Origin of the sequence: Streptococcus cristatus ATCC 51100, from assembly GCF_000222765.1 — a bacterium.
Lineage (GTDB): Bacteria > Bacillota > Bacilli > Lactobacillales > Streptococcaceae > Streptococcus > Streptococcus cristatus.
Genome location: NZ_AFUE01000006.1, coordinates 161,865 through 187,887 on the forward strand (window position 1 = coordinate 161,865; position 26,023 = coordinate 187,887).

A 26,023-nucleotide genomic window follows, 5' to 3' on the forward strand; every position below is an offset into this window, starting at 1 on the left:
GAAATCAGAGCGTCACCTCTTCAAAAAAATGTAGCCCCAAGGCTACATTTTAATCTACATAATGTTCTTCTTTTTTATTGAACCAAGCATATGGCAGACCGATTAGAAGACCACCACCAATCAGGTTTCCTACGAAGGTCACAGCCCAGTGCCGCAGGATATTTCCAATACCAAAATTTGCCACCTGTGACGCAGCTGAGCTAAATTTGACGATAGCAAAAGAAGCAAAGTTAGCTGCCAAGTGTTCGTTGGTTAAGAAAACAAACATATAAATAGCTGAAATAACCAAGAAAAGCTTAGCTGTACTATCTTTCACCAAGACGAAGGAAAGAATCGCAATATTAACAAATACATTGGCTAGAATTCCCTCAAGTAAAATAAGTTCATTGGAGCGGGCAAGCTTCATCTGCACAACACCAGCAATGAAACTTTCCTTGCTAAGTCCCGCATAAGCCGCCGAATTAGCAAAGAGCCACCCAGCAATCAGAGCCCCAATCAAGTTAAAGAAAGTACAATAGAACAAAATAATCAATGCTTTTTTCCAGTCAATCTTCTTCAAGAAAGTGCCAGCTGTCAAAAACATCATGTTGGAAGTCACCAGCTCAGCATTCAGAAAGACGATGTAGGCCAATCCCCAAGCAAAGATAAAAGGGAAGAGAAAACGACCCGTTCCTGGGACAATCTTATTTGTCAGGTCTGCCGCAATGGCTCCTGCTCCTGTACTGAAAGTCAGAAAGGCCCCCGCAAAGATAGAGCGAACAGCATACTTCCCTTTACTTGTGTCGAACAAGCCTTCTTTCTTACGGCAAGCTGCTTCTATTTTTGGAATAAATGTCGATTCGACCATAATAATTCTCCTCTAAGTTAAACTATGTACAGTATATCACAAACTTTTATTTTTCGAAAGCGTTTTCTGTAAGTTTTTTTCTAAATTTGAACTTGAAATCGGAAAACTACATTTCAAGTTCTTAGTTCGCCTGCTAGCCGCCTTATATCTTCTGGCCTAGTTCGACAGCAACCGCCAAAAAGCTGAACGCCCTGCTTCTTCCAAAGATGGCTGTAATCAGTTAAACAGAGCTGCTGCTCAGGATTGTCCTGCCAAGTATTCGTCACCCCATTATAGATTTCTCCAGAATTTGGATAGGCTAGTAAGGGCTTATCGCACACCTGTTTCAACTTTTCTAATAAAGGAGCAATCAAATGCGGAGCTGTGCAGTTAAAACCGACAGCTAATACTTGTGGACTCGACTGAGCCAAGCGTCCAACTTCTTCTATCAGTGTTCCATCCGAAATCGCTGATACCGTTTGAGCGGTAAAAGATAAATAGGCTTCCACCTGCGGAAATTCTTCTGATAGTAAATGAACAAGCGCCTCGGTTTCTGCTCCGTTAGGAATCGTTTCAAGTGCCAATAAATCACAACCCGCATCCAGCAAGGCTTGTATCCGCGGACGATGAAAGTCTTTAAATTCCTCCTCACTCAAGTGATAGGCTCCTGTATACTCCGAACCATCAGCCAGATAAGCAGCATAAGGCCCGACCGATCCAGCTATCAAAGGATATGAACGCTGCTGCTCATCTAGCGATAATCCCTGCCAGACATTTTTAACAGCTGCCTGTGCCAAAAATACCGTCTCTTTGAAGAGCTCATAAGCCTTATCTAAACTCAATCCTTCTTCGACAAAAGCTGGAATGCTGGCCTGATAACTGGAAGTGGTGATAATGTCACTGCTAGCCCGAACATAGTCCTCATGCAGGCCTTGGATAATCTGAGGATTCTCAAGCAAGTACTTGGCTGACCAAAGCCGACCAGAAACATCATAGCCCTGCCTCTCCAGCTCTGTCCCCAAAGCACCATCTAGAATTATTATTTCTTGCTTTTCAAGTAAGTCTTTAAATGCTCCCATTCTTGCTCCTCAAGCTTTTTCTAAAATAACAGCTTAGTCAGTTTTGCTAAAGATAAATAAGTTTGCTTATTTGAAATGATCGTCTACTTCATTAGTAAAACACAAAAAAGAGATTATTACAATCTCTTTTTTTCTTATCTAGTTATGTGATGCCCATGCTTGGTCTGTTTCCAGAACATCTTGAGTCGTGTATTGTCCACGGTAAGGATTGTAAACCATATTAGACGCTCCTGTCTGATAGCTAGGCGAATCAAACTGAGTCAGATTGTATGCTTCAATCAGATAGTTCAATTTTGCATAGTAATGACTATCCGTTGCATATACACCTGTCAAGGCAGCTGTCGCATCTTGATAAGTCGGTGCATTACTCTTCCAAGCCCCCGCAAAGTGACTTTGTCTTAATACATAGACATAATCCTGAAGGGATTCGGCGTAGCTTGAGTAAGAGCGGAATTGATCGTTGATTGCGTAGGTATTGCCCTGACCATCTTCTTCTAAGGTCTCCATCGTCGCTGACTGACCAGCATAAGCTCCTTTAATCCCGAATAAATTATAGTGAGGATATCCTGACAGACCAGACTGGCCAGAACCACTCTCTAAAATAGCTTGTGCAATCATCACAGAAGCGTATAGATCATTATCCTGGGCCAATTGGCGAGCTGGCTCACTAATTTGTGAAATGAAATATTCTGTTTGGTTCAATGGTTGCTGAACAGCATCATTTGCACTTGCTGGCTTGATTTGCTTTGACAAAGCCAGACCAAAGACAACGGTTGAGGCCATTACTGCCAAACCTATCAAAAGTTTTTTCTTTCTTTTGAAATTCTCTTCTTCACAGTCTTTCTCCTAAATACAATATTTATTCTACTATTGTAACATACTAAAAGCAAAATAACATTAGCAATAAATTACAAGTATATGACATTTTTTATGTCTTCCACAAATATAAGTTTCACAAGCCACGATTGTTCCATTCAAAACTTTCTCGTTCGACTTGCATAATGAGCCTTATCACTAAGGTATACAGGCTGAACTGAAGATGAAAATAACCTGACTCCAACCCATACGGAATCAGGCTATGATCTTAAACTCTGAAAGTTCAACTATCATTCCGATACAATCTAACATCTAGATCTTGCCCAAAATAGCATCCCAGGCTTGATCAAGACCAGTTTTATCAACTGAAGAAAAGATGATAAAATCATCAGTTTTGTCAAAGTCCAGCTTTTTCTTAATGGCACTCTCATGCTTATTCCACTTACCACGTGGAATTTTATCAGCCTTGGTAGCCACAACAATAACTGGAATTTCATAGTATTTGAGGAATTCATACATTTGCACATCATCCGCACTAGGATCATGGCGTAAGTCTACTAGACTCACGACCGCTCGCAGATTGTCCCGACTGGTCAAGTATTCCTCAATCATTTTGCCCCATTTAGCGCGCTCCGTTTTCGAAACCTTGGCATAGCCGTAGCCAGGAACATCCACAAAACGGAGCTTGTCATCGATATTGAAAAAGTTCAACAACTGCGTTTTACCAGGCTTACCCGAAGTCCGTGCTAAATTTTTACGATTGAGCAGAGTATTGATAAAACTAGATTTACCAACATTGGAGCGACCCGCCAAGGCGATTTCTGGGATATCATCCTGAGGGTAATGCGATTTATTGGCTGCGCTCAGTAAAATCTCAGCATTATGTGTATTGATTTCCATAAGCTTCCCCTAGGCAGTTTCTAAGATTGGCTTGTCTGTGCCGTCCACTGCTTCCTTCGTGATACGAACCAGTTTGACATTTTCCTGACTTGGCACTTCAAACATGACATCCATCATGGTTTCTTCAATAATTGAACGCAGTCCACGCGCACCTGTCTTGCGTTCGATAGCTTTTCTAGCAATGGCTTGCAAAGCTTCCTCGTCAAATTCAAGCTCAACATCATCATAAGAAAGCAAGGTTTGGTATTGCTTCACTAGTGCATTTCTCGGTTCACTCAAAATGCGAACTAAATCATCAACGGTCAGCTGCTCTAGAGCTGCAAAAACTGGCAAACGACCAATCAACTCAGGAATAATCCCAAATTTTTGAATATCGTCAGCGACAATGGCCTGCATATAAGACGCACCCTCGTCGATTGCCTTATTGTTTTGACCGAAACCGATAATCTTCTCACCAAGACGTTGCTTGACAATCTCTTCGATACCATCAAAAGCACCACCAACGATAAAGAGAATGTTCTTGGTATCAACCTGAATCATTTCTTGCTGTGGATGCTTACGACCACCTTGAGGAGGCACGCTGGCAACTGTTCCTTCAATAATCTTCAGTAAGGCTTGCTGAACACCCTCACCTGAAACATCACGAGTGATAGAAACATTTTCGCTCTTCTTAGCAATCTTGTCGATTTCATCCACATAAATGATGCCGCGTTCTGCCCGTTCAATATTGAAATCAGCTGCCTGTAAAAGCTTGAGCAGGATATTCTCTACATCTTCACCAACATAGCCAGCCTCAGTCAAGGCTGTCGCATCCGCGATAGCAAAAGGAACATTGAGACTGCGCGCCAAGGTCTGAGCCAGGAATGTTTTCCCAGATCCAGTTGGACCAATCATGAGGATGTTGGATTTTTGTAGCTCCACATCATCCTCTTCGCGACTGTCATGAAAATTAATTCGCTTATAGTGATTGTAAACGGCAACTGCCAAAGCCCGCTTGGCCCGATCTTGACCAATCACATAGTGGTTCAAAATATTGAGCAATTCTTGCGGTTTTGGTACTTCAGAAAGATCAGCTAAAACTTCCTCAGCTAATTCTTCTCGAATAATTTCCTGCGCCAACTCGACACATTCATTACAGATAAAGGCATTGTTGCCCGCAATAATCTTTTGGACTTCGTCCTGATTCTTTCCACAGAAAGAACAATATACCATCATCTCATTATTACGATTTGTAGGCATTGTTTACTCCCATTCTAAATTCTAATTCAATTTTATTTACATTTTAAAAGAGGGTCATATAAAAAGCATGGATGGAATTAACAAGATTTGTAAAAGCATTTAACAAAAATAAAATAGCCAATCCAAAACGTTTTTTACGAAAAGTCTGAAAAGAACAAATCAGACAAATTGCACATAAAAAGGCCGTAAAAAACCAAAAACACTTCTTTCCATTCCTATGAACCCTTTCTTTTGAGGATTTTTACGGTGAAATCATACTCATTTTTTTCATCTTTTGGTCGAAAACGACTGCTTACTTCATCAAACTGTGTCAAATCAAAGTCTGCTGGGAAATAAGTATCACCTTCTAAGCTAGCATGGATTTCTGTCTTAATCACCTCATCCAATTCATGCTCGAATAAAGAAAAGATTTGACCGCCACCGATAATATAAAGATTCGTCTCTTGCTCTTGGTACCATTTCAATACTGCTGAAAGCTCATGAAATACCAAAACACGCTCATCTTCAATCTGGTAATCCCTATCACGTGTCAAAATCAGAGTCTGTCTATTTGGCAGCACGCGCCGATGCATCCCATCAAAAGTCACTCGCCCCATTAAAATCGCATGCCCAGTCGTAATTTCCTTGAAATGTTTCAACTCTGCTGGTAAATGCCATGGCAAGCTTTGGTCTTTTCCAATCAAACCATTTTGATCCTGTGCCCAAATCGCCGCAATCTTTTTCGTCATTTCTCTATCCTTCACATTGATATTTCTATTCTATCAAAATTTATTAAAAAAGACTTGTTTGGACTATCACTTCTATCTATTTATTTTTGTCAGCTGATCCAGATAAAAAATCGATAACCCAAAAGATTATCGACTATTCGTTTGCTAGGCAAATTACTCTTTCTTCATCTTTTTGATAAAGACAAATCCTACAACAGCAGCTACAAGGCCAAACAAGGAAACGTTCAAGAGCGTTGAGTCTGCCTTTTTAGGCTCAGCAGTGGTAGCCTCTTTTTTATCCGCTAGGGGATCAATATCACATCCCTCTCTTTTGACTGACTTACCTTCAGTTGAAGCATCAGCATTGCTTTGCTCGGTCCCTTTGTTTTTAGGGCCTTTTCCATGACAAAGCAAATCAATCGTATAGGATTTCTTTCCCTGATTTGCCCCATCCGAACCTTGGTCTACAAGCTGCAGAAAGTCATCTTCTTCCATTGAAGAATCCGCAATTTGCTCAAGTTGGGACTCTGCCTGCTGGACTTCATCCGCACCCACAACAGCCATCGGTGTCACAGAAACCGATAGACCAAGCAAAAATGAACAAATGCCCAGACTAAAGAGTTTTCTCCTGCTTCTATGTGTTAAAAAAATTGCTTCCATATCAATACCTCCGAGATAGGCACTAGCGAAACACATATATCTATTGTCATTATAGCACTTACAAAATAAATTTCAATCATTTGCTCTTGAAAATTAAAAAACCTACTGACTGTCATTCAGTAGGAAAAATACAATCAAATCGCCAAATCAAACTTGAGTTGAGGTTTGACCGGATCATAGTTTAATAACTCAAAATCTTCTGCTTTGATATCAAAGAAATTGGTTCCATTCGGCACATTTAAAACGAGTCGAGGTTGGCAGTCGCTAGGCTCTCGACGCAATAGCTCCTCCGCCTGCTCGAACTGATTGTCATAGATGTGCAAGTTATTGATAAAGTAAAAGAACTTGCCGACCTTCCAGCCAAAATGCTTGGCAATCATCATCTGCAGCGCCACATATTGCATAGCGTTGATATGGTGAGCCACCAGCATATCATTTGAGCGCTGGGTCAGAGTCGCATCCAGATAAATCTCCCCATCCACACGCCGAACGTCAAACATGGTTTGAAAAGCGCATGGCAGCAGGCCGTCTGTTTCTTCAAACGCTTCATAATCCCAGAGAGAGATGATATTGCGACGGTTCCAAGGATTGGCTTCCAGCTGTTGGAGAATTTTATGGATAATATCATGCTTCTTGACAACAGCTCCGTAGCGCTGGCCAATAGTACCCGTATCGCCAACTTCCCAATCATTCCAGTAGTGAACATGATACTTGTCGTTGAGCAATTCCAAGCTATTAGACTGGTCTTGATAGATCCAAAGAACTTCCTTGATAGCGGACTTGATGGCAATAGGGCGCAGAGTCGTTATTGGGAACTCGCCCTTGCTCAAATCGTATTCTGCGAAAGAACCAGTGATATATTTAGAGTTGGCCACATTTCCATCCTTGTAGCGCGGACGGGCATTCTCAGAAAAAACACCTTGCTCCATAATCTTTTTTATATTTTCTTTGAAAATCGTATCTGCTAACGTCATGATTTCTCCTTCGTTCAGTGAGCTTTTTCTAGTATAGCAAATTTTCCATAAAAATTCTCCTGCCAAGTTTAGCAGGAGAAAACCTTATTTGACCCATTCATCTGGATGATTGAGCTTATTCGCATCCTTTTCTGATAATCTCAAGGTAATATCTGACACAGCAGGAATATTTGAAAGAGTGACATAGGGGTAGTTTTTGTAGGTCGTAAATTTGACACCACTTTCTCCCTTTTTTCCACTAATATTGTAGATGTAATTAACCTCTGCATCATCAGGTAAATCAACCCAGGCATCTTCATTATCTTCCTCAGACTCTACCAGATCTAGAATATCTGCAAATTCATCCAAGGTTTTGGTGTTTCTTGTCTGATAAATCTGCTGATTCTGACTATTCAATATGGTCAGAAAACCTTCTGTCTTTGATTTGCAAGCGGATAAGATCAAAAGAAAAATGGGAAATAATATTAGAAAATATGCAACTTTTCTCTTCATTTTTAGCCCTCCTTATAGCTATGCTAAGAGAGGAAGTAGTTAGAACTATTGAAGTACCAGCGAAGCTGCTCCAATTACGCCAGCATCATTTCCAAGTGTAGCCAGCGCCAATTTAGTTGAAGTGCGTACTTGCGGGAATGTATTTTCTTCATAAACTTTACAAACACCCTCAAGTAGGAACTCTCCTGCTGCTGACACTCCACCACCAATAACGATCGTTGATGGATTAAGGGTTGAACCGATATTGGCACAAGCAATCCCCAAGTAACGTGAGAAGTTACGATAAACGATCAAGGCAAGGTTGTCGCCTTCTTTTGCCAAATCAAATACAGTTTTAGCAGTTACTTCTTCTCCGTCATCAATCAAGCGTTTCAAAGTTGCGTCGCCTTCATATTCATCAGCGTAACGACGAGTCAAATTGACAATCCCTGTTGCTGAAGCCACTGTCTCAAGACAGCCCTTTTTACCACAGGTACATGCGATTGGTTGGTCGAAGTCAACAGTGATGTGGCCCAACTCACCTGCTGCACCAGCTACACCGTGAAGAAGTTTACCTTCTGCAACGATACCGCCACCAACACCAGTACCAAGCGTCATAAAGACAACGTCTGGTTGGTTTTCACCAGCACCCATCCAACGCTCACCAAGCGCAGCTACGTTGGCATCATTATCGATGAAGAATGGGATACCCAAGGCTTTTTCGATTTTTTCTTTAATTGGTTGGAGGGTTTTCCAGTTGAGGTTGTAGGCACCGATAACAGTCCCTTTCTCACGGTCAACCACACCCGGTGATCCCATGCCAATTCCGATAAAGTTCTCTGCTGATAGATTTAAGAGCTCCAAGCGATGCTGGATAGACTCAATCATATCGTCTACAATATGGCTTCCCTCGTCCAAAATATTGGTTTTAATAGACCATTTTTCTTGGATTTCGCCCTCTTGCGTCAAAATAGCAAATTTGATAGAAGTTCCGCCTAAATCAATCCCAATAATTTTTTTTGACATGATATTCTCCTCTGTATTCGTTCTCCCTTTCATTATAGCAAATTTTTTCAGCGTAGAAAAGGTTTGCACAGTATTTTTTGCTTTTCGTTTGTGCTTATTTCACTCAAAATAAAAATCGGCATCTCTTGAGATACCGATAGGTCTATTGAAGCACATAAATCATCCTAGCTGCTCACTTCAAATGGATCATATTATTTAAATCATGTTTATCTAAGGCTCACTCTGCCAGTGCGATAATCAAGGACTATTCCTGACTGGACATTGGGAACGAAGACATTGAATTCCAAACTTCCATCGCTGGACTTAGCTTCTAAATGCGAGCCAGATGGCACCAGATCATTTTCTGAAGCATAGATCAACGTGACACGATAGCGGACTCGCTTATTCTGGTCCAAAGCACGACGAATCTGAGTTTCATAGTAATTCTGGCCCGTCGAATTGTCTTTATTGGCCTGATTGGCCCAGGCTGTTTGGACTGCGATATTGGCTGGATTGCTAGTAGAGGCGTCGAATCCCTTTAAACCACCGATAAGAGAGTAAGCCAAAAGATGCCCGCGATCCACTGCATGGTTGTATTCACCTGATAGATATTTGACTTGGTGCCAACCAGCAGGAACCCAAGAAGTGGAACCATTTCCCGTTTCTTCCCTTGATTTATATTGACGGGTCGATTTGGCAAGCAAGGCATTGGCAACTGTTGGAACAGTCTGCCCCTGAACCATCTTCGTTTTATTATCCGCATAAGGGGCACTCGACACTTTGGCATCTAAGTTCGTTTGATTCCCATTGATGATGAAAGCTCCAGCTCCATTCCACTCGATTTTTCCACCAAGTTGAGAACGCACCGAGTCAGTGAGAACACTCTCAGCCAGTGCTTGATCTGGTGTGCTGGTATCCCTATTTTGACTAATGGCTGACGATGTATTTACCGCTGGTGACTGATTGCCATTTCCAAAAAAGTAGGCTCCCAGTGATAAAGTCAGAGCAACCAGAAGCCCAGCTATAGTCTGAGTAGATTTAGTGCTCTTTTTTTGTAATTTCTTTCTTTTTGGCATCTTTCCTTTTCCATTTAAAAGGACTGCGCAAAATTCTGCACAGTCGGTAAATTTTCGGACATCTTAGCAGATCAATGACCAGTGAACTTAGAAACAAGTTCATTCCAAGTATCTAGCGATAAGATAGACCAAGGATTGTCTGCATTTCCAATCACGCCATATCCGATAACCAGACCAAGACAAAAAATGATAAAAGCGACTACCAGCACCAAGGCAATGATGCCTAGTTGTCTAGCCAAATATTTCCAATTTTCACTCATCATCTTCTTCCTTTACGCGTTTGATGTTGGCACCAAGAGCCGCCAGCTTTTCGTGAAATTTATAATAGCCACGGTCCAAATGGACTAACTTGCTAACCTTTGTTTCCCCTTCAGCAATCAAGCCCATCAAAATCAAGGTCGCACTAGCCCGGAGATCTGTCGACATCACTTCTGCTCCTTGCAGGCTGCTACCACCCCAAATCCGAGCGGTATCCCGCATAATATCGGAGTGAAGACCCATCCGTCGCATCTCTTCTAAGTGCTGGAAGCGGTTTTCAAAGACCGTCTCAACCATGACAGACTCTCCTTGGGCTATCGCCATCAAGGCAGTAAACTGAGCCTGCATATCTGTTGGGAAACCTGGATAAGGTAGAGTTTTGACAGAAACAGCTTTTAACTTTGAAACATCTGAGCGGACGCGAATTCCTTCGTCTTCTTCCGTCACTTCTACTCCCATTTCTTGCATTTTTGATAAAAGCGGACGATTGTGTTCCCAAATCGCATTCTCAATCAGCAAATCACCACCCGTCATGGCAGCGGCAACCATAAATGTACCAGCTTCGATACGGTCTTGCACGACATTGTGCTCAGCTCCATGAAGTTTTTCAACACCGATGATTGTTATATTCTCCGTTCCTGCCCCTCTGACTTTAGCGCCCATTTTATTTAACAGTAAGGCCAAGTCGACAATTTCAGGTTCTCGAGCAGCATTTTCAATAACAGTTGTACCTTGAGCTAAAGTTGCCGCCATCATAATATTCTGTGTCGCACCAACACTTGGGAAGTCCATGTAAATATGCGCCCCCATCAAGCGGTCTGCCCTAGCTTCAATGTATCCAGCAGTCTGCGTAATCTGAGCACCCATTGCCTCCAAGCCCTTCAAATGAAGGTCGATAGGCCGGCTACCAATCGTACAACCGCCCGGCATGGACACTTTAGCATGCCCATTACGAGCAAGAATGGGACCCAATACAACAATCGAAGCCCGCATCTTGCTGACATACTTATAAGGAGCCTCTTCGGTCAATGGTTTAGTCGCATCTACAACTACAGTATTTTCATCTTGGTCAAAGTCTACCTGCGTATTCAAGCCGCGAACAACATTGTTCATGGTAAAAACATCCGAAAGGACTGGCACATTCTTGAGTATTGTTTTTCCCTCGCTGGCTAAAACAGTTGCTGCTAACAGTGGCAACACCGCATTTTTAGCTCCTTCAATCTTAACTCTGCCAACCAGACGGTTATTTCCACCCTGAATAATAATTTTTTCCATACTAACTAGTTACTCCAAATCTTAAAAATTAATCCTTACTATCATACCATAAAATCAAGATTCTGACCTTATAAAGTTCCATTAAAGATTGCCCGACTCATATCATAAATACCGATAAAAAATAGGCTAGCCATGTAGCCCAAGGCAATACTTAGCAATAAAATCAAAAAACGAATTTTGATGGCATTATCAGCATTTACTTTTAGAAATCTTTCCCAACTGACCACTGTAGACAAAAGATGAAAAGACATAAAGATAAAGAGAAGATGACTGCATAATCGAAACATTAATTCTATCATAGATTTTATTATACCATAAGAAAAGCTGTTTCTAGCGAAAAGGAGTATGGGACAATAAAAAAGAATGGAAACTCCATTCTTTTTTCATTACATTCTTGTTCCAACGTTAATACGGTTGATGGCACGCTGGAGGGCGATTTTAGCGCGTCGCTCTTGGTCAATCAAATGCTTGTCTTGGGCTTCTTCGATCTCTTTCTCAGCACGCAGCTTAGCTCGCTCGGCACGGCTGATATCAATATCACGCTCACGCTCAGCTGAGTCCGCGATAATGGTAATCACATTATCAGCAATTTCTATGATGCCACCGTTGACCGCAATCCAGTCAATATGTTTGTCATCATCGATTCTGCGTACCTTGACTTGATCCACTTCCAAAACAGCAATTGTATTGATATGGCGAGGCAAAATCCCCATTTCTCCGTCAATCGTTTTTACGGAAACAAATGCAGCACGGTGGTCGTAAATCAGACCATCCGGTGTAACGATTTGTACTGTCATTTGAGCCATCATTCACCTCTTAGAATCCCATTTTTTCCGCTTTAGCAATGACATCCTCAATCGAACCGACACCACGGAAGGCATCTTCTGGTAACTTATCGTACTTGCCTTCGAGGATTTCTTTAAAGCCACGAACCGTCTCAGCTACAGGCACATAAGATCCTGGCTGGCCAGTAAATTGCTCCGCAACGTTGAAGTTTTGAGACAGGAAGAATTGAATCCGACGCGCACGCGCAACCAAAGTCTTTTCTTCATCTGACAACTCATCCATACCTAGGATGGCAATGATATCTTGCAACTCATGATAACGTTGCAATACGCGTTTCACTTCGGCAGCTACTGCATAGTGCTCTTCACCAACAATCTCAGGAGAAAGAGCTCGAGAGCTTGAAGCAAGTGGATCCACGGCTGGATAAATCCCCAATTGAACCAATTTACGTTCCAAGTTGGTTGTAGAGTCCAAGTGGGCGAAAGCCGTTGCTGGAGCTGGGTCAGTATAGTCATCGGCTGGCACGTAGATGGCCTGGATAGAGGTTACAGAACCCTTCTTAGTCGATGTGATACGCTCTTGCAATTGCCCCATTTCTGTCGCAAGTGTTGGTTGGTAACCAACGGCTGACGGCATCCGACCCAAAAGGGCAGAAACTTCAGAACCTGCCTGCGTGAAACGGAAGATGTTGTCAATGAAGAGCAAGACATCTTGACCTTCCACATCACGGAAGTATTCTGCAATCGTCAAACCAGTCAAAGCAACCCGCATACGCGCTCCTGGCGGCTCATTCATCTGACCGAAGACCATGGCTGTTTTCTCGATAACACCAGACTCTTTCATTTCCCAATAAAGGTCATTCCCTTCACGGGTACGTTCCCCAACGCCAGTAAATACAGAAATACCACCGTGTTCTTGGGCAATGTTGTGGATCAATTCTTGAATCAGGACGGTCTTACCAACTCCGGCACCACCGAAGAGTCCAACTTTACCACCTTTCAGATAAGGGGCTAACAGGTCGATAACCTTGATACCTGTCTCTAAGATCTCTGAAGAAGTAGACAACTCATCAAAGGTTGGAGCTTTCTTATGGATTGGCTGGCGCTCTGCATCATCCGCAAAAGGAGCATCCAAGTCAATGGTATCTCCCAAAACGTTAAAGACGCGACCAAGTGTTTCTTTGCCGACTGGCACAGAAATTGGACGGCCAGTATCTAGCACTTCCATGCCACGAGTCAACCCATCCGTTGATTCCATAGCGATGGTCCGAACCACTCCATCACCAAGCTCAAGAGCTACTTCAAGGACGATTTTTGATTTTTTTTCGTCATTTTTATAGACTACAAGTGCATTATTGATCTCAGGTAGCTTGTCGCCAGCTGCAAACGCTACGTCTACAACCGGTCCGATAACCTGAGTAATTTTGCCTGAGCTCATTCTTTTCTCCTCTTTATACTATTTATTTTCTGTGACACTATTCCAGTGCACTTGCACCCGCCACAATTTCAGTAATTTCCTGCGTGATAGCTGCTTGTCTAGCACGGTTATACTGAATGGTCAAATCATTGATAACTTTTTTAGCGTTATCTGTTGCTGTTTGCATGGCTGTCATACCAGCAGCATTTTCAGCAGTTTTTGCGTCAATAATCGCCCCGTAAATCATACTTTCAGCAAATTGAGGCAAGAGCTGATCTAAAATCGCGTTTCGACTAGATTCTAATTCTAGATTGAGAATATAATTCTCATCCGCTTCACTAGGATCCAAATCGACGATTGGCAACATCTGCTCTACCCGCATCTGACTGGTCAAACTGTTGACATGGTGGTTATAACACACATAAAGTTCATCAAAAAGCTCATTCTGATACATTTCAATCGTCTTGGAAATGATTTTCCGAACTTCATCAAAACTCGGATGATTGGCTAAGCCGCGCAATTCATAAATTGGCTGAATGCCCCGTGCTCGGAAGAAATCCGCTCCCATTCCACCGATCGAAATAATGACATAGTCATCTTTTTCGTGGTATTCCGAAATCAATTCCATCATGGATTTGAGGATGGTTGCGTTATAGCCACCGACCAAACCACGATCAGATGTAATGACGATATAAGCCGTTTTCTGAACCGGTCTGCTCTTTAAAAGTGGATGATGGCTAACATTTTCTTCCTCATGACCATGCAAAAGGTCGGTCAAGAGTTTCCGAACCTTAGAAGCATAGACTTGAAAGTTCTTTGCTGCTTCTTCGGATTTTCCCAACTTAGATGCAGAAACCATCTGCATCGCATTAGTGATTTGACTGGTGTTTTTTGTGGATGCAATTTTATTTTTGATATCATTTAATGAAACTGCCATCTGACACCTCTATTCTTATTTGAAGTTAGACTGATTAATAAATTCAGTAATAGCGGCGTCCAGCACTTCTTCGCTCGGCAAATCTTTTGTCTGACGAATTGTTTCATAAATGTCTTCATGATGAGCATCAAAGTAAGCGAAAAGCTCTGCTTCAAACTGAAGAATCTCATCCACTGGTACTGTATCTAGGAAACCATGAGTCAGTGCATAAAGGATCACAACTTGTTTTTCAACTGGCAGTGGCTCATGAACTGGCTGTTTCAATACTTCTACCGTACGGCGTCCACGGTTCAACTTAGCCTGAGTTGCTGCATCAAGGTCACTACCAAATTTGGTAAAGGCTTCCAGCTCACGATATGAAGCAAGGTCAATACGCAGAGTTCCTGCAACCTTCTTCATGGCCTTGATTTGTGCAGACCCACCTACCCGAGATACAGAAGAACCGGCGTCAATAGCTGGGCGGATACCTGCATTAAAGAGGCTATCACTAAGGAAAATCTGACCATCCGTGATTGAAATCACGTTGGTCGCGATATAGGCTGAGATATCTCCTGCTTGTGTCTCGATAAATGGTAGGGCTGTGATTGAACCACCACCCAGCTCATCAGAAACCTTAGCTGAACGCTCAAGCAGACGGCTGTGAAGGTAGAAAACATCCCCTGGGAAGGCTTCACGACCTGGCGGACGACGAAGCAAGAGGGAAAGCTCACGATAAGCTACCGCTTGTTTAGACAAGTCATCATAAACGATAAGGACGTGCTTACCATTGTACATAAATTCTTCAGCCATTGCTACACCGGCATAAGGAGCCAAGAAAAGCAATGGAGATGGTTGTGAAGCTGATGCTGTTACCACGATAGTATAATCCAAGGCTCCATACTGACGGAGAGTTTCCACCTGTGTCCGGACAGTAGATTCCTTTTGACCAATGGCAACATAGATACAGATCATATCCTGCCCTTTTTGGTTGAGGATCGCATCGATGGCAATACTAGTTTTACCAGTCTGACGGTCACCGATAATCAATTCCCGCTGACCACGACCAATCGGTACAAGGGCATCAATAGCTTTCAAACCTGTTTGCAATGGTTCTGATACAGACTTCCGTTGCATAACTCCTGGAGCTGGTGCTTCTACAGGGCGTGTTTTAGTTGTAGCAAGCTCACCCAAGCCGTCAACAGGACGACCGAGCGGATCTACGACACGACCAATCAAAGCATCTCCGACAGGAACTTCCATGATTTTACCCGTACGGCGAATCGTATCGCCCTCACGAATATCTGTAAAATCACCCAAGATAATGATCCCGACATCGGTTGACTCCAAGTTTTGGGCCATACCATAAGAACCATTTTCAAAAATCAAGAGCTCACCACTCATGGCATTATCAAGGCCGTGGGCACGAGCAATTCCATCACCAATATAAGTGACGACCCCAGTTTCTGTGACGTCAAAATTTGGCTGGAAATTTTCAATTTGTTGCTTAATTAAAGCGCTGATTTCTTGTGCGTTAATCGCCAAAATTCACACCACTTTCTATTTCAAATTTTCTTTTACGAGTTGTAATTGACGTTTTATACTTGCATCAATTGTCTTATTATTGGCTGAAATGACGAAGCCACCAATCAGGCTAGCATCTAATTCCTGCTTGAGCGAGCGAACCTTGAGGCCCATTTTTTGCTCAATCATTGGTTTCAATCTTTCTTTTTGACTTTCTGTCAATGCTTGAACAGATTTAACCGTCACTTCAAATTCATTGCTTTGTTTCTCAATCTGATGCTGAATTTCTATCAACATATCGTAGAATAAATCTGCTCGATGATTGAGAATAACGACTTCGATAAAGTTATCAATCAGCTGTGAATCTGAGTTTTGAAAAAGTCGAAGAGCCTTCTCCTTTTCTCCCTCATCAACGCCAATATGTGATAAAAAGTCAGCAAGATTTGTTTCTTCAAACACAGCCTTAATTTGGCTTAGTTTTTCAAAAACATCTTGTTGCTGACCTTTTTCAAATACTAATTGAACAAAAGGCAAGGTATATTTTTCAATTACCGCATAGTGCTTTTTGTCCATTAAGCATCTCCTAATTTATCAATATAACGATCAATAAGCTCACTGTGTGCTTTTGTATCAAGCTGCTGGCTCAAGATCTTACTTGCAAGACTTACTGTTAGGTCAGCCACATCGTCTTTAATGCTATTCAAGGCTTCTGCCTTGCTTTGAGCAATTTCCTGATTGGCTTTTGCTTTCAAACGTCCAGCTTCTTCAGCTGCATCCGCTAAAATTCCAGCCTTATTTTTTTCAGCTGTTTCCTTAGCATGTTCGATAATCGTCGTTGCTTCCTGACGACTTCCTGCTAATTCATTCTCACGTTTTTGCGCAAGTTCCTCAGCCTTTTTGCGGGCTGACTCAGCCCCGTCAATATCATCCGTAATCTTTTTAGAACGTTCTTCTAAGATACTGGTAATATTGCCCCAGGCAAACTTCTTTACTAAAAAAATTAATAAAAGGAAGGAACCAGCGATGAGAATAAAGTCACCAATAATGGCACCGATAGTTACGTGCATTCCTTTTCTTCCTTTCTACTTACTATTCTTCACCGTTTATTTTCTTGCCGATATACATCGAAGACAGCATGGTAAAGACATAGGCCTGGATACATGAAATAAATATCGAGAAGGCTGTCCATAACATACTACCTAGGAAAGCAGCTGGATACCAATAAAATGCTTGTTGTGACAAGGTAAGCAACAAGCCAGCCAAAACTTCCCCTGCAAAAATATTTCCGAAAATCCGCAGAGCCAGAGAAGCAAAATTGGTAAATTCTTCCAAGATATTCATTGGAGTCATAAATCCAGGTGTTGCAAAAGCTTTTAAGTAATCTTTAAAACCACGACGACGGATTCCTTCAACATGACTAATCAATGTAATGATAAAGGATAAGGCTAGGTCATAGCCCAAATTTGCCGTCGGAGAAGTCCAGAGATTATAGCCATTGGTGGTCTGAACTTTAGCCATCAAACCGATATTATTGGCAACTGCAATAAAGAGAAATAGAGAGAACATAAACAAAGAGTAATCCTTGATATACCGTTCTCCGATATTATCTTTTGTAAAACCAATGACAAAATCATAGACATATTCTAATAAGTTTTGCTTTCCTTGAGGTCGGATGGACATTTTTCTACTGCCCCAGTAGATAAAGCCAAAGACCATCAAAACGGTCACAAGTGACATAGCAAGCAGGGTCAAATCAAAGGATATTGGGCCTAGCTGAATAGTCGGATTAAGACTTTCTTCCAAGGTTTGACACCCCCTTTTCTAAAATAGAAAAAACTATTTGATAATGAAGGACATAACCAAAGTAACGAAGAAAGTACCTTCAACAAAAGCGACACCCATGATGAGCAAGCTTCTTAATTGATCAACCATTTCTGGCTGACGTGAAGCTGCTTTAAACAGATTGCTCATAATCAAACCTTCAGCTAATGAGACGCCAAAACAGGCAATACAAAGTCCTAAAAATGTTAAATTCATGATGAATTCTCCTTTTATATTTTTTAAATGTACCCCATTAGTTTACTCCTAATAAAGTTAATAGTCAATTATTTTGTGATATTGTAAGCGTTTTTCGCACTTTTCTTTTAAATTTAAAACAAAACTTGAATAAAAGTGCTTTTCAAACATTTATCCTATAAAAATCCAAGCAAAAATGAGAGTGGGACAGAAATCAGTAATTCGTTAGAATTCGATTTCGTCGTCCCACCTCCGCACAGTTGAGTAGGGCTGTAAAAGCTGATGAAATAAGCGTAATAGAGCCCACTCAACCACTGCGTCTTGCTCGACAATCCAAAGACAATTAAGAGACTAGGACTTTTGTCCCAGCCTCATATCTGTTCCATTTGAGGTAAAAAAATCGTGAAGCGCATCCACCTATTCTCAACTGCTTCAAAGCGATAAGCGAGATGGTGCTTTTCTAAAATCTGCTGCACGATGAAGAGCCCCAGCCCCGTACCACCATCCTTGCGATTGCGACTGTAGTCTGGTCGATAAAATGGCTGGAAAATCTGCTGGATCTGTGAGTCATCCAGCACTCGCTCAGCTTCATTTTCTACAATTAATAGCCCATCTTCTAAACGAACCAAGATTTCTCCGCCTTCTACTGTATAATGGAAGGCATTGTCAATCAGATTTTTAATAGCTTTCAGTAAATAGGTCTTATTTCCTCGGACTTTTGTTTCTGAAAGTTGGACATTAAATTGATAATGCTTGAGGTCAGCCAGAACCTTGTAGGTACTGATATTTGCTTCAAGCAACTCTTTGAGAGAGAAGATTTCCCGCTCTGTCTCCATGGTCATTTCTAGTTTTGAAATGGCTAGGATAGACTGAACTAAGCCTGATTGCTCTTCCAATATTTCGCGGCACTTCTGTAGGTATTTGTCCCGATCTTTAAAATCACCCACTCCATAAATCATCCCGTCAATCATTCCCATCATGCTAGTGATGGGGGTCTTGAGTTCGTGGGAAGTCATTCGAAGAAATTCTGCCTTTTCGCGCTCGCTTTCTGCGACTTTCTCATTTTCTAATCGCAGAGCTTCCATACTTGCTAGGAGGTTAGCATATAAGTGATTGATGTCTTGAGCCAGATCAGCAATCTCGTCATGCCCTTTCACCTGACAGGAAACGTCTGGAAGCAGACTTGTCATTTGCCGAGTGCTAGAGGAGATATCCTTAATTCTCTGACTAGAGGTCCGACTATAGAGATAGGCGGCAAGCCCACCCAGACTCAGCGACAAGAATAATACAAAAGGATAGAGATTGAGCAAGATTCGACTGGCATCCGAAACGGGCTGCAGAGAATACTCGCCTCGTAAGACCACTTCTTTGCCGTCCGACGTCCGAAAACTTTCTGACAGAGTCTTGCTTTCATAATTGCTATTGGCAATGGTCGGAACAATTGTCAGCTGGAGAGAACTTTCTCCATTCGTTTCAAGTGCTGGGTAAAGAATCGTATTGTCTTTCGCCAGCAAGGTGAACCAGATCTGATTGCTCTTTTTGCTATAATTGCTCAAGAGCTCACTGATTTCTTGGCTGGACTTCCCCTTGACCTGCTTGGCTACCTGAGCAAACTCACGCTGGGCTTCTCCTCCCTTGACCTGCTGGTAGTAAACCGGCATGGCAAAATAGAGAGTGGATAGAACAATCGTCACAACGACAAAGATGATGAAAGTCGTCAAGAGGAAGTTCTTTTTGACAATCTTCACGTGTCTTCTCCTCCAAGCTGATAGCCCATACCTGTAATGGTTTTTAGAGGGATACCTGGGATTTTCTTACGAATGTTCTTGATGTGATTGTCCAGCACCCGGCTGTCCAGCTCGCTATAGCCCCAGATGGTATTCATGAGCTGATCGCGGGTCACTAAGTGATCCTTTCTCTTGGCTAGAGCCTGCAAGATTTCGTACTCTTTCTTAGTCAGTGGCATCTTTTCTTCCTGCCAATAAACAGTACAATCATCGATAGAGACGGTCAATTCACCGACAGTAATCTCTGAAGAAACCGTATTTCGTCGCAGAATATTCTCAATTCGTTTGACTAAGATCAGTGGTGAGAAAGGCTTGGTCACATAGTCGCTGATGAGATGGTTAAAGCTGACTAGCTGAGTGTACTCATCATCTAGTGCTGTCAGGATCATGACCGGAATCTGAGAAGTCTTGCGAATTTCCTTGAGAACATCCAGTCCACTCATGGTTGGCAACATCATGTCTAAAATAACTAAGTCAAAAGACTCTGCTTCAAATTGAAGCAAAGCCTCGCCTCCATCAAAGACTGGTGTAACCGCATAGTTACTTTCTTTTAAAAATTCACAAATGACTTGATTGATCGTAGTATCGTCTTCCACTACTAAAATCTTGTGCATATATGCTTGATTCTCCTTTATTTATTCAAATCGCAGGGCTTCAATTGGATCCAGCTTGGATGCTTTCACAGCCGGCAAGAGCCCAAATACTACTCCTATTATACAACAAAAGAGCAAACTTACAAAGACCGAAAATAGAGATAAAATATATGGGTAGGCCAGAGACTGGGTAATAGCAAAGCCAGAGGCGATACCTGCTACCACACCAATAATTCCTCCCATCAGAGTCAGGATGACCGCTTCGATCAGGAACTGCTTGAGAATGATCTTTCGCCGAGCTCCCAGAGCCTTTTTAATCCCGATTTCACGTGTCCGCTCTGTCACTGAAACCAGCATGATATTCATAACCCCAATACCTCCGACTAAGAGGGAGATGCTGGCAATACCCGCTAGCAAAACAAAGTTAGACTGGTTGAGGTTATCCAACTGACGTTCAAATTCTTGCAGATTTAGTACACCAAACATATAGTCTGACTGAGGCATCTGCTGATTGAGATAATCACTAACTTTCTTGGCCACCTTCTTCAAATCATCGGCTTTGTGGGTCTGAACGGTTACTTCTGGACTGACATTGATGGTATCAAAAATCCGATGCCATTGTTGTAGAGGAATATAGGCCATCTTTTCCGAACCAGAGGTTAAGCCACTCTGCTCAGTCGACTCAAAGACGCCGATAACTTTAAAAGGATTGCCCATGACTTCTACATACTTGCCGATACCATCTCCCTTTGGAAAGAGGGTATCATAAAGGGTCTTTTCTAGGTAGGTTACTTGCTCTTGATTTTTGAAGGCTTCAGAGTCAAAGCCCTCCCCTTCCAACAGTCGTTGCTGCTTGATATCAGCTACTGACTGGGAAACTGCCTGAACCTTGCCAGATGACTTTTGACTGAGATAGTAAATCTTTTCGTCCGCCCCATAGGTCATCAAAGCATTTTTAACTCCAGGAATTTCCTTGATTTTGGATAAGACATCCTCTCCCATGAAGGGAATGTAGGAAGGCTTCTGCGCTTGGGATTTCTCTGGGATAGAGGGATCGATGGCGCTTTTCTTATCGTAAACAACCTTAATGGTATTATTAGTGCCACCGATCAGCTGGCGCTTGGTATTTTCTGTATTTCCTTCAATGATGGAAAAGATAGCAATAATAGCGCCAATCCCGATGATAATTCCTAGCATGGTCAGCATAGAGCGCATTTTGTGGGACAGGATGGAGTTTAGAGCTACAAAAATATCTTCCATATAGCCCCCTTCTATCCTAATGCCCGAGTCTCTATATTACCGTCCCGCAAGACAACCGTTTGTTTGCAAAGCTGAGCCACTTCCGGCTCGTGGGTAATGATGACAATGGTCTTGCCTTGTTCGTTAAACTGCTTGAACAGCTCCATGATCTGAACACTGGTCTTGGTATCCAGCGCCCCAGTCGGCTCGTCTCCCAAGATAAAGCTGGGATTGGTTACCAAGGCACGCGCAATGGCTACCCGTTGCTTTTGACCACCGGACAGCTCCATAGGCTTAAAGTCGCTTCTTTCTTCCAGACCGACCAGTCGCAGCATTTCCAAAGCACGCTCGCGTCTCTCTTTTTTAGGGACTTTCATGTAAGTCAGAGGCAGTTCAACATTCTGACAGGCTGTCAACTTAGGCATAAGGTTGAAATTCTGGAAAACAAAGCCAATTTTCTGATTACGCAAATCAGATAGTTGGTTGTCGGATAAGTCAGAGACGTCAGTTCCTTCGATATGATATGAACCTGCGCTAGCCTTGTCCAAACAGCCGATAATGTTCATCAAAGTGGACTTACCTGATCCAGACGGCCCCATAATCGCTAGAAAATCCCCCTCTTTCACATGCAAATCAATTCCTTTCAAAATCGGAAATTCCTGACTGCCCTGTTGATAAGATTTGTGGATGTTCTTAAGCTTTAACATTCTGTCCTACCTCCATTCCGTCTTTCATGCCTTCTCTAGGCGTCGAAATGGTATCCTGCATAGTCAGACCCTCTGTAATCTCTACCAAACGGTCAGAGACTTTCCTGGTCTTGACTTCCTTCATTTTCACCTTTTTACCTTCTACCCTCCAGACATAGGTCTTACCATTTTTGCTGAAAGTATAGGCCTTGTTGACGACAACCTTGCCGGCTTCAGGAGCATTTTCTACGACATTGACATAAGAATGGGAGCCTACAAGCGGCATTTCACCGCCTTGGTCCAGTTCGACAGTATAAGGATACTTGCCTTGGTTGGGATTTTCCTGTTGTTTATTTCCACCATTGCTATTTCCGGTATTTGCAGTTGTCAAGGTGCCGACTTGCGTCACGGTACCACTCCAACGTTTCTTAGGATCCTTGCGGTCCACAACATCTACTCTCTGACCCACATTCAGCTTCTCACGGTCAAATTCACTAACGCTCCCTTTGATCAAAGTTTTGGACTTGTCCATGATTTCGATAAAGGTTTCTTCTTCCTTTTTAGCCTTGGACTGAGTTGGAAGATCTTCGTTCATAGAGGTAATGGTTCCCGCTGTATCAGCCGTCACAGTATCATATTTCATACGGTCTGATTCCGTCTGAGCTGTCACCTGAGCCTTTTCAGCCTCAATCTGCGCATTCGTTACTTCATTGTCAGCAGTCTTAGCGTCACTTAGCGCTTGAGCCAGCTCATCTTCAGCAGACTTTATCTGATCCAACAGAGACTCATCCTTACTAGAATTGTATTTATTCTTAAGAGTATTGAGATTAGCTAGCTTTCGGTTATAGGTTTCCCATTTGATAGATGCGCTAGTTTGTGCAGCCGTAATGCTATTGGCCTTAGCTTGAGCATCATACTGAGCAGACTGAGCTGTCAATTCCTGAGAGGTCACATAGGAAAAGAGGGGCTGGCCTTGTGTAACAGTATCGCCATTTTTAACGAATACTTCCTTAACTTCACCTTTTGATGGGTCAATCTTGACCTTACTACTATTGTTAGCAACTACTTCTCCAGATAAAACTAGGCTTGTTTTTTTACTGTTATTAACAGCATCTTGGACCGTCAGTGAATCAATCTTATTATCGACCATTTTCATGGCTTGTTGTTGATTAACCTGATGAAGAAGTACATAGCCTCCCAGCCCTGCACAAGCAAGAATGACCGTGCTTCCCAATAGAATGGTTTTACGATTCATTTTTTTTATTTGAAACATATTGCCTCCAACCTACAAGTTCTAACTTTTATTTATCAGTTGATTCAGATTCATCTGTTGGTAATTCTTCTCCATCCGCTGGGATTTGAATCACATTTCCGTCCGGCATGGTATACTCTGTCACTTCCTTGCCGTCTACTGTTTTCGTTTTTTGATCAACAGCATCTTTCTTAAAATCTACTTTTTTCCCATCGCTAATTTCTTTATTATCAGCATTCTTAGAACCACATGCAGCTAGGAAGAAGACAGACATTCCGATAAGAGTTACAAGCATAGCGAATTTTTTTACGTTCATTTGATTTCTCCTTTGTTTTAGAAAACAGGAATTTTGAGCTTTCCTGATCGTATTTGTTTTTTTGAACAATTCCATTCTATCAAAGTGGTCTATCCCCTTCCTACCTACCATCTGTTTTTTATCTATTTTTTGATAAAATTTGGAATTTTCCTCTAGATGCAGGACTTTTCCTATCCAAACAGCTTCTTAAGTCGTTTTATGGTATAATAGATTGATTTTAAAAGAATGAGGTGGAAACATGACTCAAACAGTTTATTTTGGAACATACACCCGACGAGTTTCCAAAGGAATTTACAAGGCAGAGTTTGATACTGAAAAGGGAGAGCTCTCAAACTTAGAATTAGTAGTCGAAGAACCAAGTCCCACTTATCTAGCCTTTGACCAAGCTGATCATCTGTACACCGTTGGTGCCAAAGACGGACAAGGGGGGATTGCAGCCTATGACCAAAAGAGACAGCTTCTCAATCATGTGGTTGAAGAGGGCGCACCGCTTTGCTATGTTGCTGTAGATAACGAAAGAGGACTTGTCTACGGAGCTAACTACCACAAGGGGCAAGTGCTGGTCTACAAGCAGCAAGAAGATGGCAGTCTAAAACTGGCTGATTCAGATACTCATGTCGGGCAAGGACCTCACGCCAATCAAGCCTCTGCCCATGTCCACTATGCTGACTTGACTCCCGATCAATATCTGATTACTTGTGACCTCGGAACAGATCAAGTCACTACCTACGATGTGACGGAAGACGGACAACTGAACAAATTGGCCACCTACACATGTGCTGCTGGAGCCGGGGCACGCCACATTTTCTTTCATAACCACTATAAGATTGCTTACCTTATCTGCGAACTAAATTCTACCATCGAAGTATTGATTTATGATGGCGTTGGTCAGTTTGAACACCTGCAAACCATCTCAACTCTCCCAGCAGGATTTGAAGATTTTAACGGCACTGCAGCCATCCGCATCTCTGATGACGGAAAATTCCTCTATGGCTCTAACCGCGGCCATGACTCAATAGCTGTTTATCAAATTCTAGCTGATGGAAGTTTACAGCTCGTTGAAATCACGCCAACAAAGGGCAAAAATCCACGCGATTTCAATATTACACCTGACCAAAACTACCTCATCGCTGTCCACCAAGACTCGGACAATGCAACTGTCTTCAAACGCGATCCTGAAACAGGTCGATTAACAGAAATCTCTCATGATTTCTATGTGCCAGAAGCTGTCTGCGTGACCTTCCGATGAGCAAATAGCTTGCTTTAAACCTATATATTTGATCAAATAGTATCAAAAGAAAATTATCAAAGGAGCATTTAAGATGAATCCAGTAGAATTGTTTAACCAAGTAAAAGAATTGATCGAAAAGAAAGATTTTGATGCAGCTAAGAAGTTTGTCGAAGACCACAAGGATGAGCTGGGCGAATACTTAGATAAGGCAAAAGATTTAGTGGCAAATTCAAAAGGGCTCAACGACGTCATCAACAAAGTTAAGTCTATTTTCTAAAATATTATTTAAAAAACTGTTGGATAAAATTCCAACAGCTTTTTTATTTGATTAGGCCTTATCTAGTCCATTTCCTATTCATAAAATCATATAATTCTTCCAGTCGTTCCCTTGTCAAGGGTTGAGCAAGAAAAATATCTTTATTGACATCTTTATTCTTATTAAAATCATGTAAAGCAACCTTTTTATAAACTATCTTATTGGCAAGAGGGAGTTGACCATTTACATAGGTCGTGATTTCTATATCGCTTTCACTAAAAAATGCTCCATAGTAATCTTCCCGAACCACTACTGTCTGCCCTTTTTCCTCAAGATAGGCATAATGGTTCACCGGAACATAAACAGTAAAAAATATCCCAAGAATAGGAGAAAATGCCACTAACAAGGCTCCTAGAGCAAGAGCAGGATAAAGAACCCACCTATATCTTTTGACCAATAAATAGAAAACAAGAAATAAAAAGGGAAAAGCAAACCATGGGCTGAACTGAGGATACCAGAATATACTGGTGATTGTAAGAAATAAAAGAACTGCCAAAAGCGCCAGAGAGCTTGATTTGCGTTTATAAGCCAAAAAGAGGCCTATAAATAAAACAGTAAGAGCTAGCCACTCTCTGCTTAGGATATACAAAATGAAATAAAACATCCCAAAAGTCTCCCCTTATTTATTAAAAATCCCTTGAGTTGACCTCAAGGGATTTGCT

At 42.0% G+C, this 26,023-nt stretch carries 31 protein-coding genes; 2 read left to right on the forward strand and 29 right to left on the reverse strand.

Features of this window, described 5'->3' with window-relative positions; genetic code table 11:
- Window positions 1–49 precede the first annotated feature (49 nt).
- From HMPREF9960_RS04265 to HMPREF9960_RS04400, 28 genes are all read right to left on the reverse strand, one after another.
- Window positions 50–847 (reverse strand): formate/nitrite transporter family protein, encoded by a 798-nt coding sequence (locus HMPREF9960_RS04265; RefSeq protein ID WP_005589763.1) that lies wholly within the window; start codon window positions 845–847, stop codon window positions 50–52.
- A 113-nt stretch (window positions 848–960) separates the two neighbouring features.
- The gene (gene mmuM, locus HMPREF9960_RS04270; RefSeq protein ID WP_005589761.1) at window positions 961–1,905 is read right to left on the reverse strand and encodes a homocysteine S-methyltransferase; all 945 of its coding nucleotides are present in this window, start codon (window positions 1,903–1,905) and stop codon (window positions 961–963) included.
- A 138-nt stretch (window positions 1,906–2,043) separates the two neighbouring features.
- Window positions 2,044–2,688 carry a glucosaminidase domain-containing protein gene (locus tag HMPREF9960_RS04275; RefSeq protein ID WP_005592174.1) on the reverse strand — a complete coding sequence of 215 codons (645 nt, stop codon included), beginning with the start codon at window positions 2,686–2,688 and terminating at the stop codon, window positions 2,044–2,046.
- 345 nt (window positions 2,689–3,033) lie between these two features.
- A complete protein-coding gene (gene yihA / locus HMPREF9960_RS04280) occupies window positions 3,034–3,621 on the reverse strand; it encodes a ribosome biogenesis GTP-binding protein YihA/YsxC (protein WP_005589759.1) in 588 nt (195 codons plus the stop codon).
- A 9-nt stretch (window positions 3,622–3,630) separates the two neighbouring features.
- Window positions 3,631–4,860 carry an ATP-dependent Clp protease ATP-binding subunit ClpX gene (gene clpX, locus HMPREF9960_RS04285; RefSeq protein ID WP_005589758.1) on the reverse strand — a complete coding sequence of 410 codons (1,230 nt, stop codon included), beginning with the start codon at window positions 4,858–4,860 and terminating at the stop codon, window positions 3,631–3,633.
- Window positions 4,861–5,075: 215 nt separating this feature from the next.
- Window positions 5,076–5,588, reverse strand: coding sequence for a dihydrofolate reductase (locus HMPREF9960_RS04290; protein ID WP_005592247.1), 513 nt, complete (start codon window positions 5,586–5,588; stop codon window positions 5,076–5,078).
- Between the two features lie 153 nt (window positions 5,589–5,741).
- Window positions 5,742–6,227: a hypothetical protein gene (locus HMPREF9960_RS04295; protein ID WP_005592214.1), complete on the reverse strand. Its 486-nt coding sequence runs from the start codon at window positions 6,225–6,227 to the stop codon at window positions 5,742–5,744.
- 134 nt (window positions 6,228–6,361) lie between these two features.
- A complete protein-coding gene (locus HMPREF9960_RS04300) occupies window positions 6,362–7,201 on the reverse strand; it encodes a thymidylate synthase (protein ID WP_005589754.1) in 840 nt (279 codons plus the stop codon).
- An 84-nt stretch (window positions 7,202–7,285) separates the two neighbouring features.
- Window positions 7,286–7,693, reverse strand: coding sequence for a hypothetical protein (locus tag HMPREF9960_RS04305; protein WP_005589752.1), 408 nt, complete (start codon window positions 7,691–7,693; stop codon window positions 7,286–7,288).
- Between the two features lie 45 nt (window positions 7,694–7,738).
- Complete coding sequence (locus HMPREF9960_RS04310; protein WP_005592184.1) at window positions 7,739–8,698, reverse strand: ROK family glucokinase; 960 nt, start codon at window positions 8,696–8,698, stop codon at window positions 7,739–7,741.
- Between the two features lie 206 nt (window positions 8,699–8,904).
- Window positions 8,905–9,753: a DNA/RNA non-specific endonuclease gene (locus HMPREF9960_RS04315; RefSeq protein WP_005589748.1), complete on the reverse strand. Its 849-nt coding sequence runs from the start codon at window positions 9,751–9,753 to the stop codon at window positions 8,905–8,907.
- Window positions 9,754–9,824: 71 nt separating this feature from the next.
- Window positions 9,825–10,013, reverse strand: a complete 189-nt coding sequence (locus tag HMPREF9960_RS04320; protein WP_005592154.1) for a DNA-directed RNA polymerase subunit beta — start codon at window positions 10,011–10,013, stop codon at window positions 9,825–9,827.
- Complete coding sequence (murA, locus tag HMPREF9960_RS04325; protein ID WP_005589744.1) at window positions 10,006–11,286, reverse strand: UDP-N-acetylglucosamine 1-carboxyvinyltransferase; 1,281 nt, start codon at window positions 11,284–11,286, stop codon at window positions 10,006–10,008. The genes HMPREF9960_RS04320 and murA overlap by 8 nt, the downstream gene beginning before the upstream one ends.
- Before the next feature lie 68 nt (window positions 11,287–11,354).
- A complete protein-coding gene (locus HMPREF9960_RS04330; protein ID WP_005589742.1) occupies window positions 11,355–11,585 on the reverse strand; it encodes a DUF1146 family protein in 231 nt (76 codons plus the stop codon).
- A gap of 87 nt (window positions 11,586–11,672) precedes the next feature.
- Entirely contained in the window at window positions 11,673–12,095 is a 423-nt protein-coding gene (locus HMPREF9960_RS04335) for a F0F1 ATP synthase subunit epsilon (RefSeq protein WP_005589741.1), read from the reverse strand.
- A 7-nt stretch (window positions 12,096–12,102) separates the two neighbouring features.
- Window positions 12,103–13,509 (reverse strand): F0F1 ATP synthase subunit beta, encoded by a 1,407-nt coding sequence (gene atpD / locus HMPREF9960_RS04340; RefSeq protein ID WP_005589740.1) that lies wholly within the window; start codon window positions 13,507–13,509, stop codon window positions 12,103–12,105.
- Window positions 13,510–13,546: 37 nt separating this feature from the next.
- Complete coding sequence (locus HMPREF9960_RS04345) at window positions 13,547–14,425, reverse strand: F0F1 ATP synthase subunit gamma (RefSeq protein ID WP_005589739.1); 879 nt, start codon at window positions 14,423–14,425, stop codon at window positions 13,547–13,549.
- A 15-nt stretch (window positions 14,426–14,440) separates the two neighbouring features.
- Window positions 14,441–15,946: a F0F1 ATP synthase subunit alpha gene (gene atpA, locus HMPREF9960_RS04350; protein ID WP_005589738.1), complete on the reverse strand. Its 1,506-nt coding sequence runs from the start codon at window positions 15,944–15,946 to the stop codon at window positions 14,441–14,443.
- Window positions 15,947–15,961: 15 nt separating this feature from the next.
- On the reverse strand, window positions 15,962–16,498 hold the full coding sequence (locus HMPREF9960_RS04355; RefSeq protein ID WP_005589737.1) for a F0F1 ATP synthase subunit delta: 537 nt from the start codon (window positions 16,496–16,498) through the stop codon (window positions 15,962–15,964).
- Window positions 16,498–16,992, reverse strand: a complete 495-nt coding sequence (gene atpF, locus HMPREF9960_RS04360; protein WP_005589735.1) for a F0F1 ATP synthase subunit B — start codon at window positions 16,990–16,992, stop codon at window positions 16,498–16,500. Before atpF ends, HMPREF9960_RS04355 begins: the two co-directional genes overlap by 1 nt.
- A 22-nt stretch (window positions 16,993–17,014) precedes the next feature.
- Window positions 17,015–17,728: a F0F1 ATP synthase subunit A gene (gene atpB, locus HMPREF9960_RS04365; protein ID WP_005589734.1), complete on the reverse strand. Its 714-nt coding sequence runs from the start codon at window positions 17,726–17,728 to the stop codon at window positions 17,015–17,017.
- Window positions 17,729–17,761: 33 nt separating this feature from the next.
- Window positions 17,762–17,962, reverse strand: coding sequence for a F0F1 ATP synthase subunit C (locus HMPREF9960_RS04370; RefSeq protein WP_005589732.1), 201 nt, complete (start codon window positions 17,960–17,962; stop codon window positions 17,762–17,764).
- 350 nt (window positions 17,963–18,312) lie between these two features.
- Window positions 18,313–19,689 (reverse strand): sensor histidine kinase, encoded by a 1,377-nt coding sequence (locus HMPREF9960_RS04375; protein WP_005589731.1) that lies wholly within the window; start codon window positions 19,687–19,689, stop codon window positions 18,313–18,315.
- Window positions 19,686–20,342, reverse strand: a complete 657-nt coding sequence (locus HMPREF9960_RS04380; RefSeq protein WP_005589730.1) for a response regulator transcription factor — start codon at window positions 20,340–20,342, stop codon at window positions 19,686–19,688. Before HMPREF9960_RS04380 ends, HMPREF9960_RS04375 begins: the two co-directional genes overlap by 4 nt.
- Before the next feature lie 21 nt (window positions 20,343–20,363).
- Window positions 20,364–21,581 (reverse strand): ABC transporter permease, encoded by a 1,218-nt coding sequence (locus HMPREF9960_RS04385; RefSeq protein WP_005589729.1) that lies wholly within the window; start codon window positions 21,579–21,581, stop codon window positions 20,364–20,366.
- An 11-nt stretch (window positions 21,582–21,592) separates the two neighbouring features.
- Entirely contained in the window at window positions 21,593–22,267 is a 675-nt protein-coding gene (locus HMPREF9960_RS04390) for an ABC transporter ATP-binding protein (RefSeq protein ID WP_005589728.1), read from the reverse strand.
- A complete protein-coding gene (locus tag HMPREF9960_RS04395) occupies window positions 22,254–23,519 on the reverse strand; it encodes an efflux RND transporter periplasmic adaptor subunit (protein ID WP_005589727.1) in 1,266 nt (421 codons plus the stop codon). Before HMPREF9960_RS04395 ends, HMPREF9960_RS04390 begins: the two co-directional genes overlap by 14 nt.
- A gap of 28 nt (window positions 23,520–23,547) precedes the next feature.
- Window positions 23,548–23,814 carry a hypothetical protein gene (locus HMPREF9960_RS04400; RefSeq protein WP_005592220.1) on the reverse strand — a complete coding sequence of 89 codons (267 nt, stop codon included), beginning with the start codon at window positions 23,812–23,814 and terminating at the stop codon, window positions 23,548–23,550.
- A 238-nt stretch (window positions 23,815–24,052) separates the two neighbouring features.
- Here HMPREF9960_RS04400 and HMPREF9960_RS04405 point away from each other — a divergent pair, with 238 nt between their 5' ends.
- Window positions 24,053–25,063 carry a lactonase family protein gene (locus HMPREF9960_RS04405; RefSeq protein WP_005589724.1) on the forward strand — a complete coding sequence of 337 codons (1,011 nt, stop codon included), beginning with the start codon at window positions 24,053–24,055 and terminating at the stop codon, window positions 25,061–25,063.
- Window positions 25,064–25,136: 73 nt separating this feature from the next.
- Entirely contained in the window at window positions 25,137–25,322 is a 186-nt protein-coding gene (locus HMPREF9960_RS04410; protein ID WP_005589722.1) for a hypothetical protein, read from the forward strand.
- 58 nt (window positions 25,323–25,380) lie between these two features.
- Here the strand turns inward: HMPREF9960_RS04410 and HMPREF9960_RS04415 are convergent, their stop codons facing one another.
- The gene (locus tag HMPREF9960_RS04415) at window positions 25,381–25,965 is read right to left on the reverse strand and encodes a hypothetical protein (protein ID WP_005589721.1); all 585 of its coding nucleotides are present in this window, start codon (window positions 25,963–25,965) and stop codon (window positions 25,381–25,383) included.
- Between the last annotated feature and the right edge of the window lie 58 nt (window positions 25,966–26,023).

Excerpts from the sequence above, each read along its gene's own strand:
- HMPREF9960_RS04265 (WP_005589763.1), bottom strand. The coding sequence starts at position 847 with ATGGTCGAATCGACATTTATTCCAAAAATAGAAGCAGCTTGCCGTAAG.
- mmuM (WP_005589761.1), bottom strand. The coding sequence starts at position 1,905 with ATGGGAGCATTTAAAGACTTACTTGAAAAGCAAGAAATAATAATTCTA.
- HMPREF9960_RS04275 (WP_005592174.1), bottom strand. The coding sequence starts at position 2,688 with ATGGCCTCAACCGTTGTCTTTGGTCTGGCTTTGTCAAAGCAAATCAAG.
- yihA (WP_005589759.1), bottom strand. The coding sequence starts at position 3,621 with ATGGAAATCAATACACATAATGCTGAGATTTTACTGAGCGCAGCCAAT.
- clpX (WP_005589758.1), bottom strand. The coding sequence starts at position 4,860 with ATGCCTACAAATCGTAATAATGAGATGATGGTATATTGTTCTTTCTGT.
- HMPREF9960_RS04290 (WP_005592247.1), bottom strand. The coding sequence starts at position 5,588 with ATGACGAAAAAGATTGCGGCGATTTGGGCACAGGATCAAAATGGTTTG.
- HMPREF9960_RS04295 (WP_005592214.1), bottom strand. The coding sequence starts at position 6,227 with ATGGAAGCAATTTTTTTAACACATAGAAGCAGGAGAAAACTCTTTAGT.
- HMPREF9960_RS04300 (WP_005589754.1), bottom strand. The coding sequence starts at position 7,201 with ATGACGTTAGCAGATACGATTTTCAAAGAAAATATAAAAAAGATTATG.
- HMPREF9960_RS04305 (WP_005589752.1), bottom strand. The coding sequence starts at position 7,693 with ATGAAGAGAAAAGTTGCATATTTTCTAATATTATTTCCCATTTTTCTT.
- HMPREF9960_RS04310 (WP_005592184.1), bottom strand. The coding sequence starts at position 8,698 with ATGTCAAAAAAAATTATTGGGATTGATTTAGGCGGAACTTCTATCAAA.
- HMPREF9960_RS04315 (WP_005589748.1), bottom strand. The coding sequence starts at position 9,753 with ATGCCAAAAAGAAAGAAATTACAAAAAAAGAGCACTAAATCTACTCAG.
- HMPREF9960_RS04320 (WP_005592154.1), bottom strand. The coding sequence starts at position 10,013 with ATGAGTGAAAATTGGAAATATTTGGCTAGACAACTAGGCATCATTGCC.
- murA (WP_005589744.1), bottom strand. The coding sequence starts at position 11,286 with ATGGAAAAAATTATTATTCAGGGTGGAAATAACCGTCTGGTTGGCAGA.
- HMPREF9960_RS04330 (WP_005589742.1), bottom strand. The coding sequence starts at position 11,585 with ATGATAGAATTAATGTTTCGATTATGCAGTCATCTTCTCTTTATCTTT.
- HMPREF9960_RS04335 (WP_005589741.1), bottom strand. The coding sequence starts at position 12,095 with ATGATGGCTCAAATGACAGTACAAATCGTTACACCGGATGGTCTGATT.
- atpD (WP_005589740.1), bottom strand. The coding sequence starts at position 13,509 with ATGAGCTCAGGCAAAATTACTCAGGTTATCGGACCGGTTGTAGACGTA.
- HMPREF9960_RS04345 (WP_005589739.1), bottom strand. The coding sequence starts at position 14,425 with ATGGCAGTTTCATTAAATGATATCAAAAATAAAATTGCATCCACAAAA.
- HMPREF9960_RS04355 (WP_005589737.1), bottom strand. The coding sequence starts at position 16,498 with ATGGACAAAAAGCACTATGCGGTAATTGAAAAATATACCTTGCCTTTT.
- atpF (WP_005589735.1), bottom strand. The coding sequence starts at position 16,992 with ATGCACGTAACTATCGGTGCCATTATTGGTGACTTTATTCTCATCGCT.
- HMPREF9960_RS04370 (WP_005589732.1), bottom strand. The coding sequence starts at position 17,962 with ATGAATTTAACATTTTTAGGACTTTGTATTGCCTGTTTTGGCGTCTCA.
- HMPREF9960_RS04380 (WP_005589730.1), bottom strand. The coding sequence starts at position 20,342 with ATGCACAAGATTTTAGTAGTGGAAGACGATACTACGATCAATCAAGTC.
- HMPREF9960_RS04385 (WP_005589729.1), bottom strand. The coding sequence starts at position 21,581 with ATGGAAGATATTTTTGTAGCTCTAAACTCCATCCTGTCCCACAAAATG.
- HMPREF9960_RS04390 (WP_005589728.1), bottom strand. The coding sequence starts at position 22,267 with ATGTTAAAGCTTAAGAACATCCACAAATCTTATCAACAGGGCAGTCAG.
- HMPREF9960_RS04395 (WP_005589727.1), bottom strand. The coding sequence starts at position 23,519 with ATGTTTCAAATAAAAAAAATGAATCGTAAAACCATTCTATTGGGAAGC.
- HMPREF9960_RS04400 (WP_005592220.1), bottom strand. The coding sequence starts at position 23,814 with ATGAACGTAAAAAAATTCGCTATGCTTGTAACTCTTATCGGAATGTCT.
- HMPREF9960_RS04405 (WP_005589724.1), top strand. The coding sequence starts at position 24,053 with ATGACTCAAACAGTTTATTTTGGAACATACACCCGACGAGTTTCCAAA.
- HMPREF9960_RS04410 (WP_005589722.1), top strand. The coding sequence starts at position 25,137 with ATGAATCCAGTAGAATTGTTTAACCAAGTAAAAGAATTGATCGAAAAG.
- HMPREF9960_RS04415 (WP_005589721.1), bottom strand. The coding sequence starts at position 25,965 with ATGTTTTATTTCATTTTGTATATCCTAAGCAGAGAGTGGCTAGCTCTT.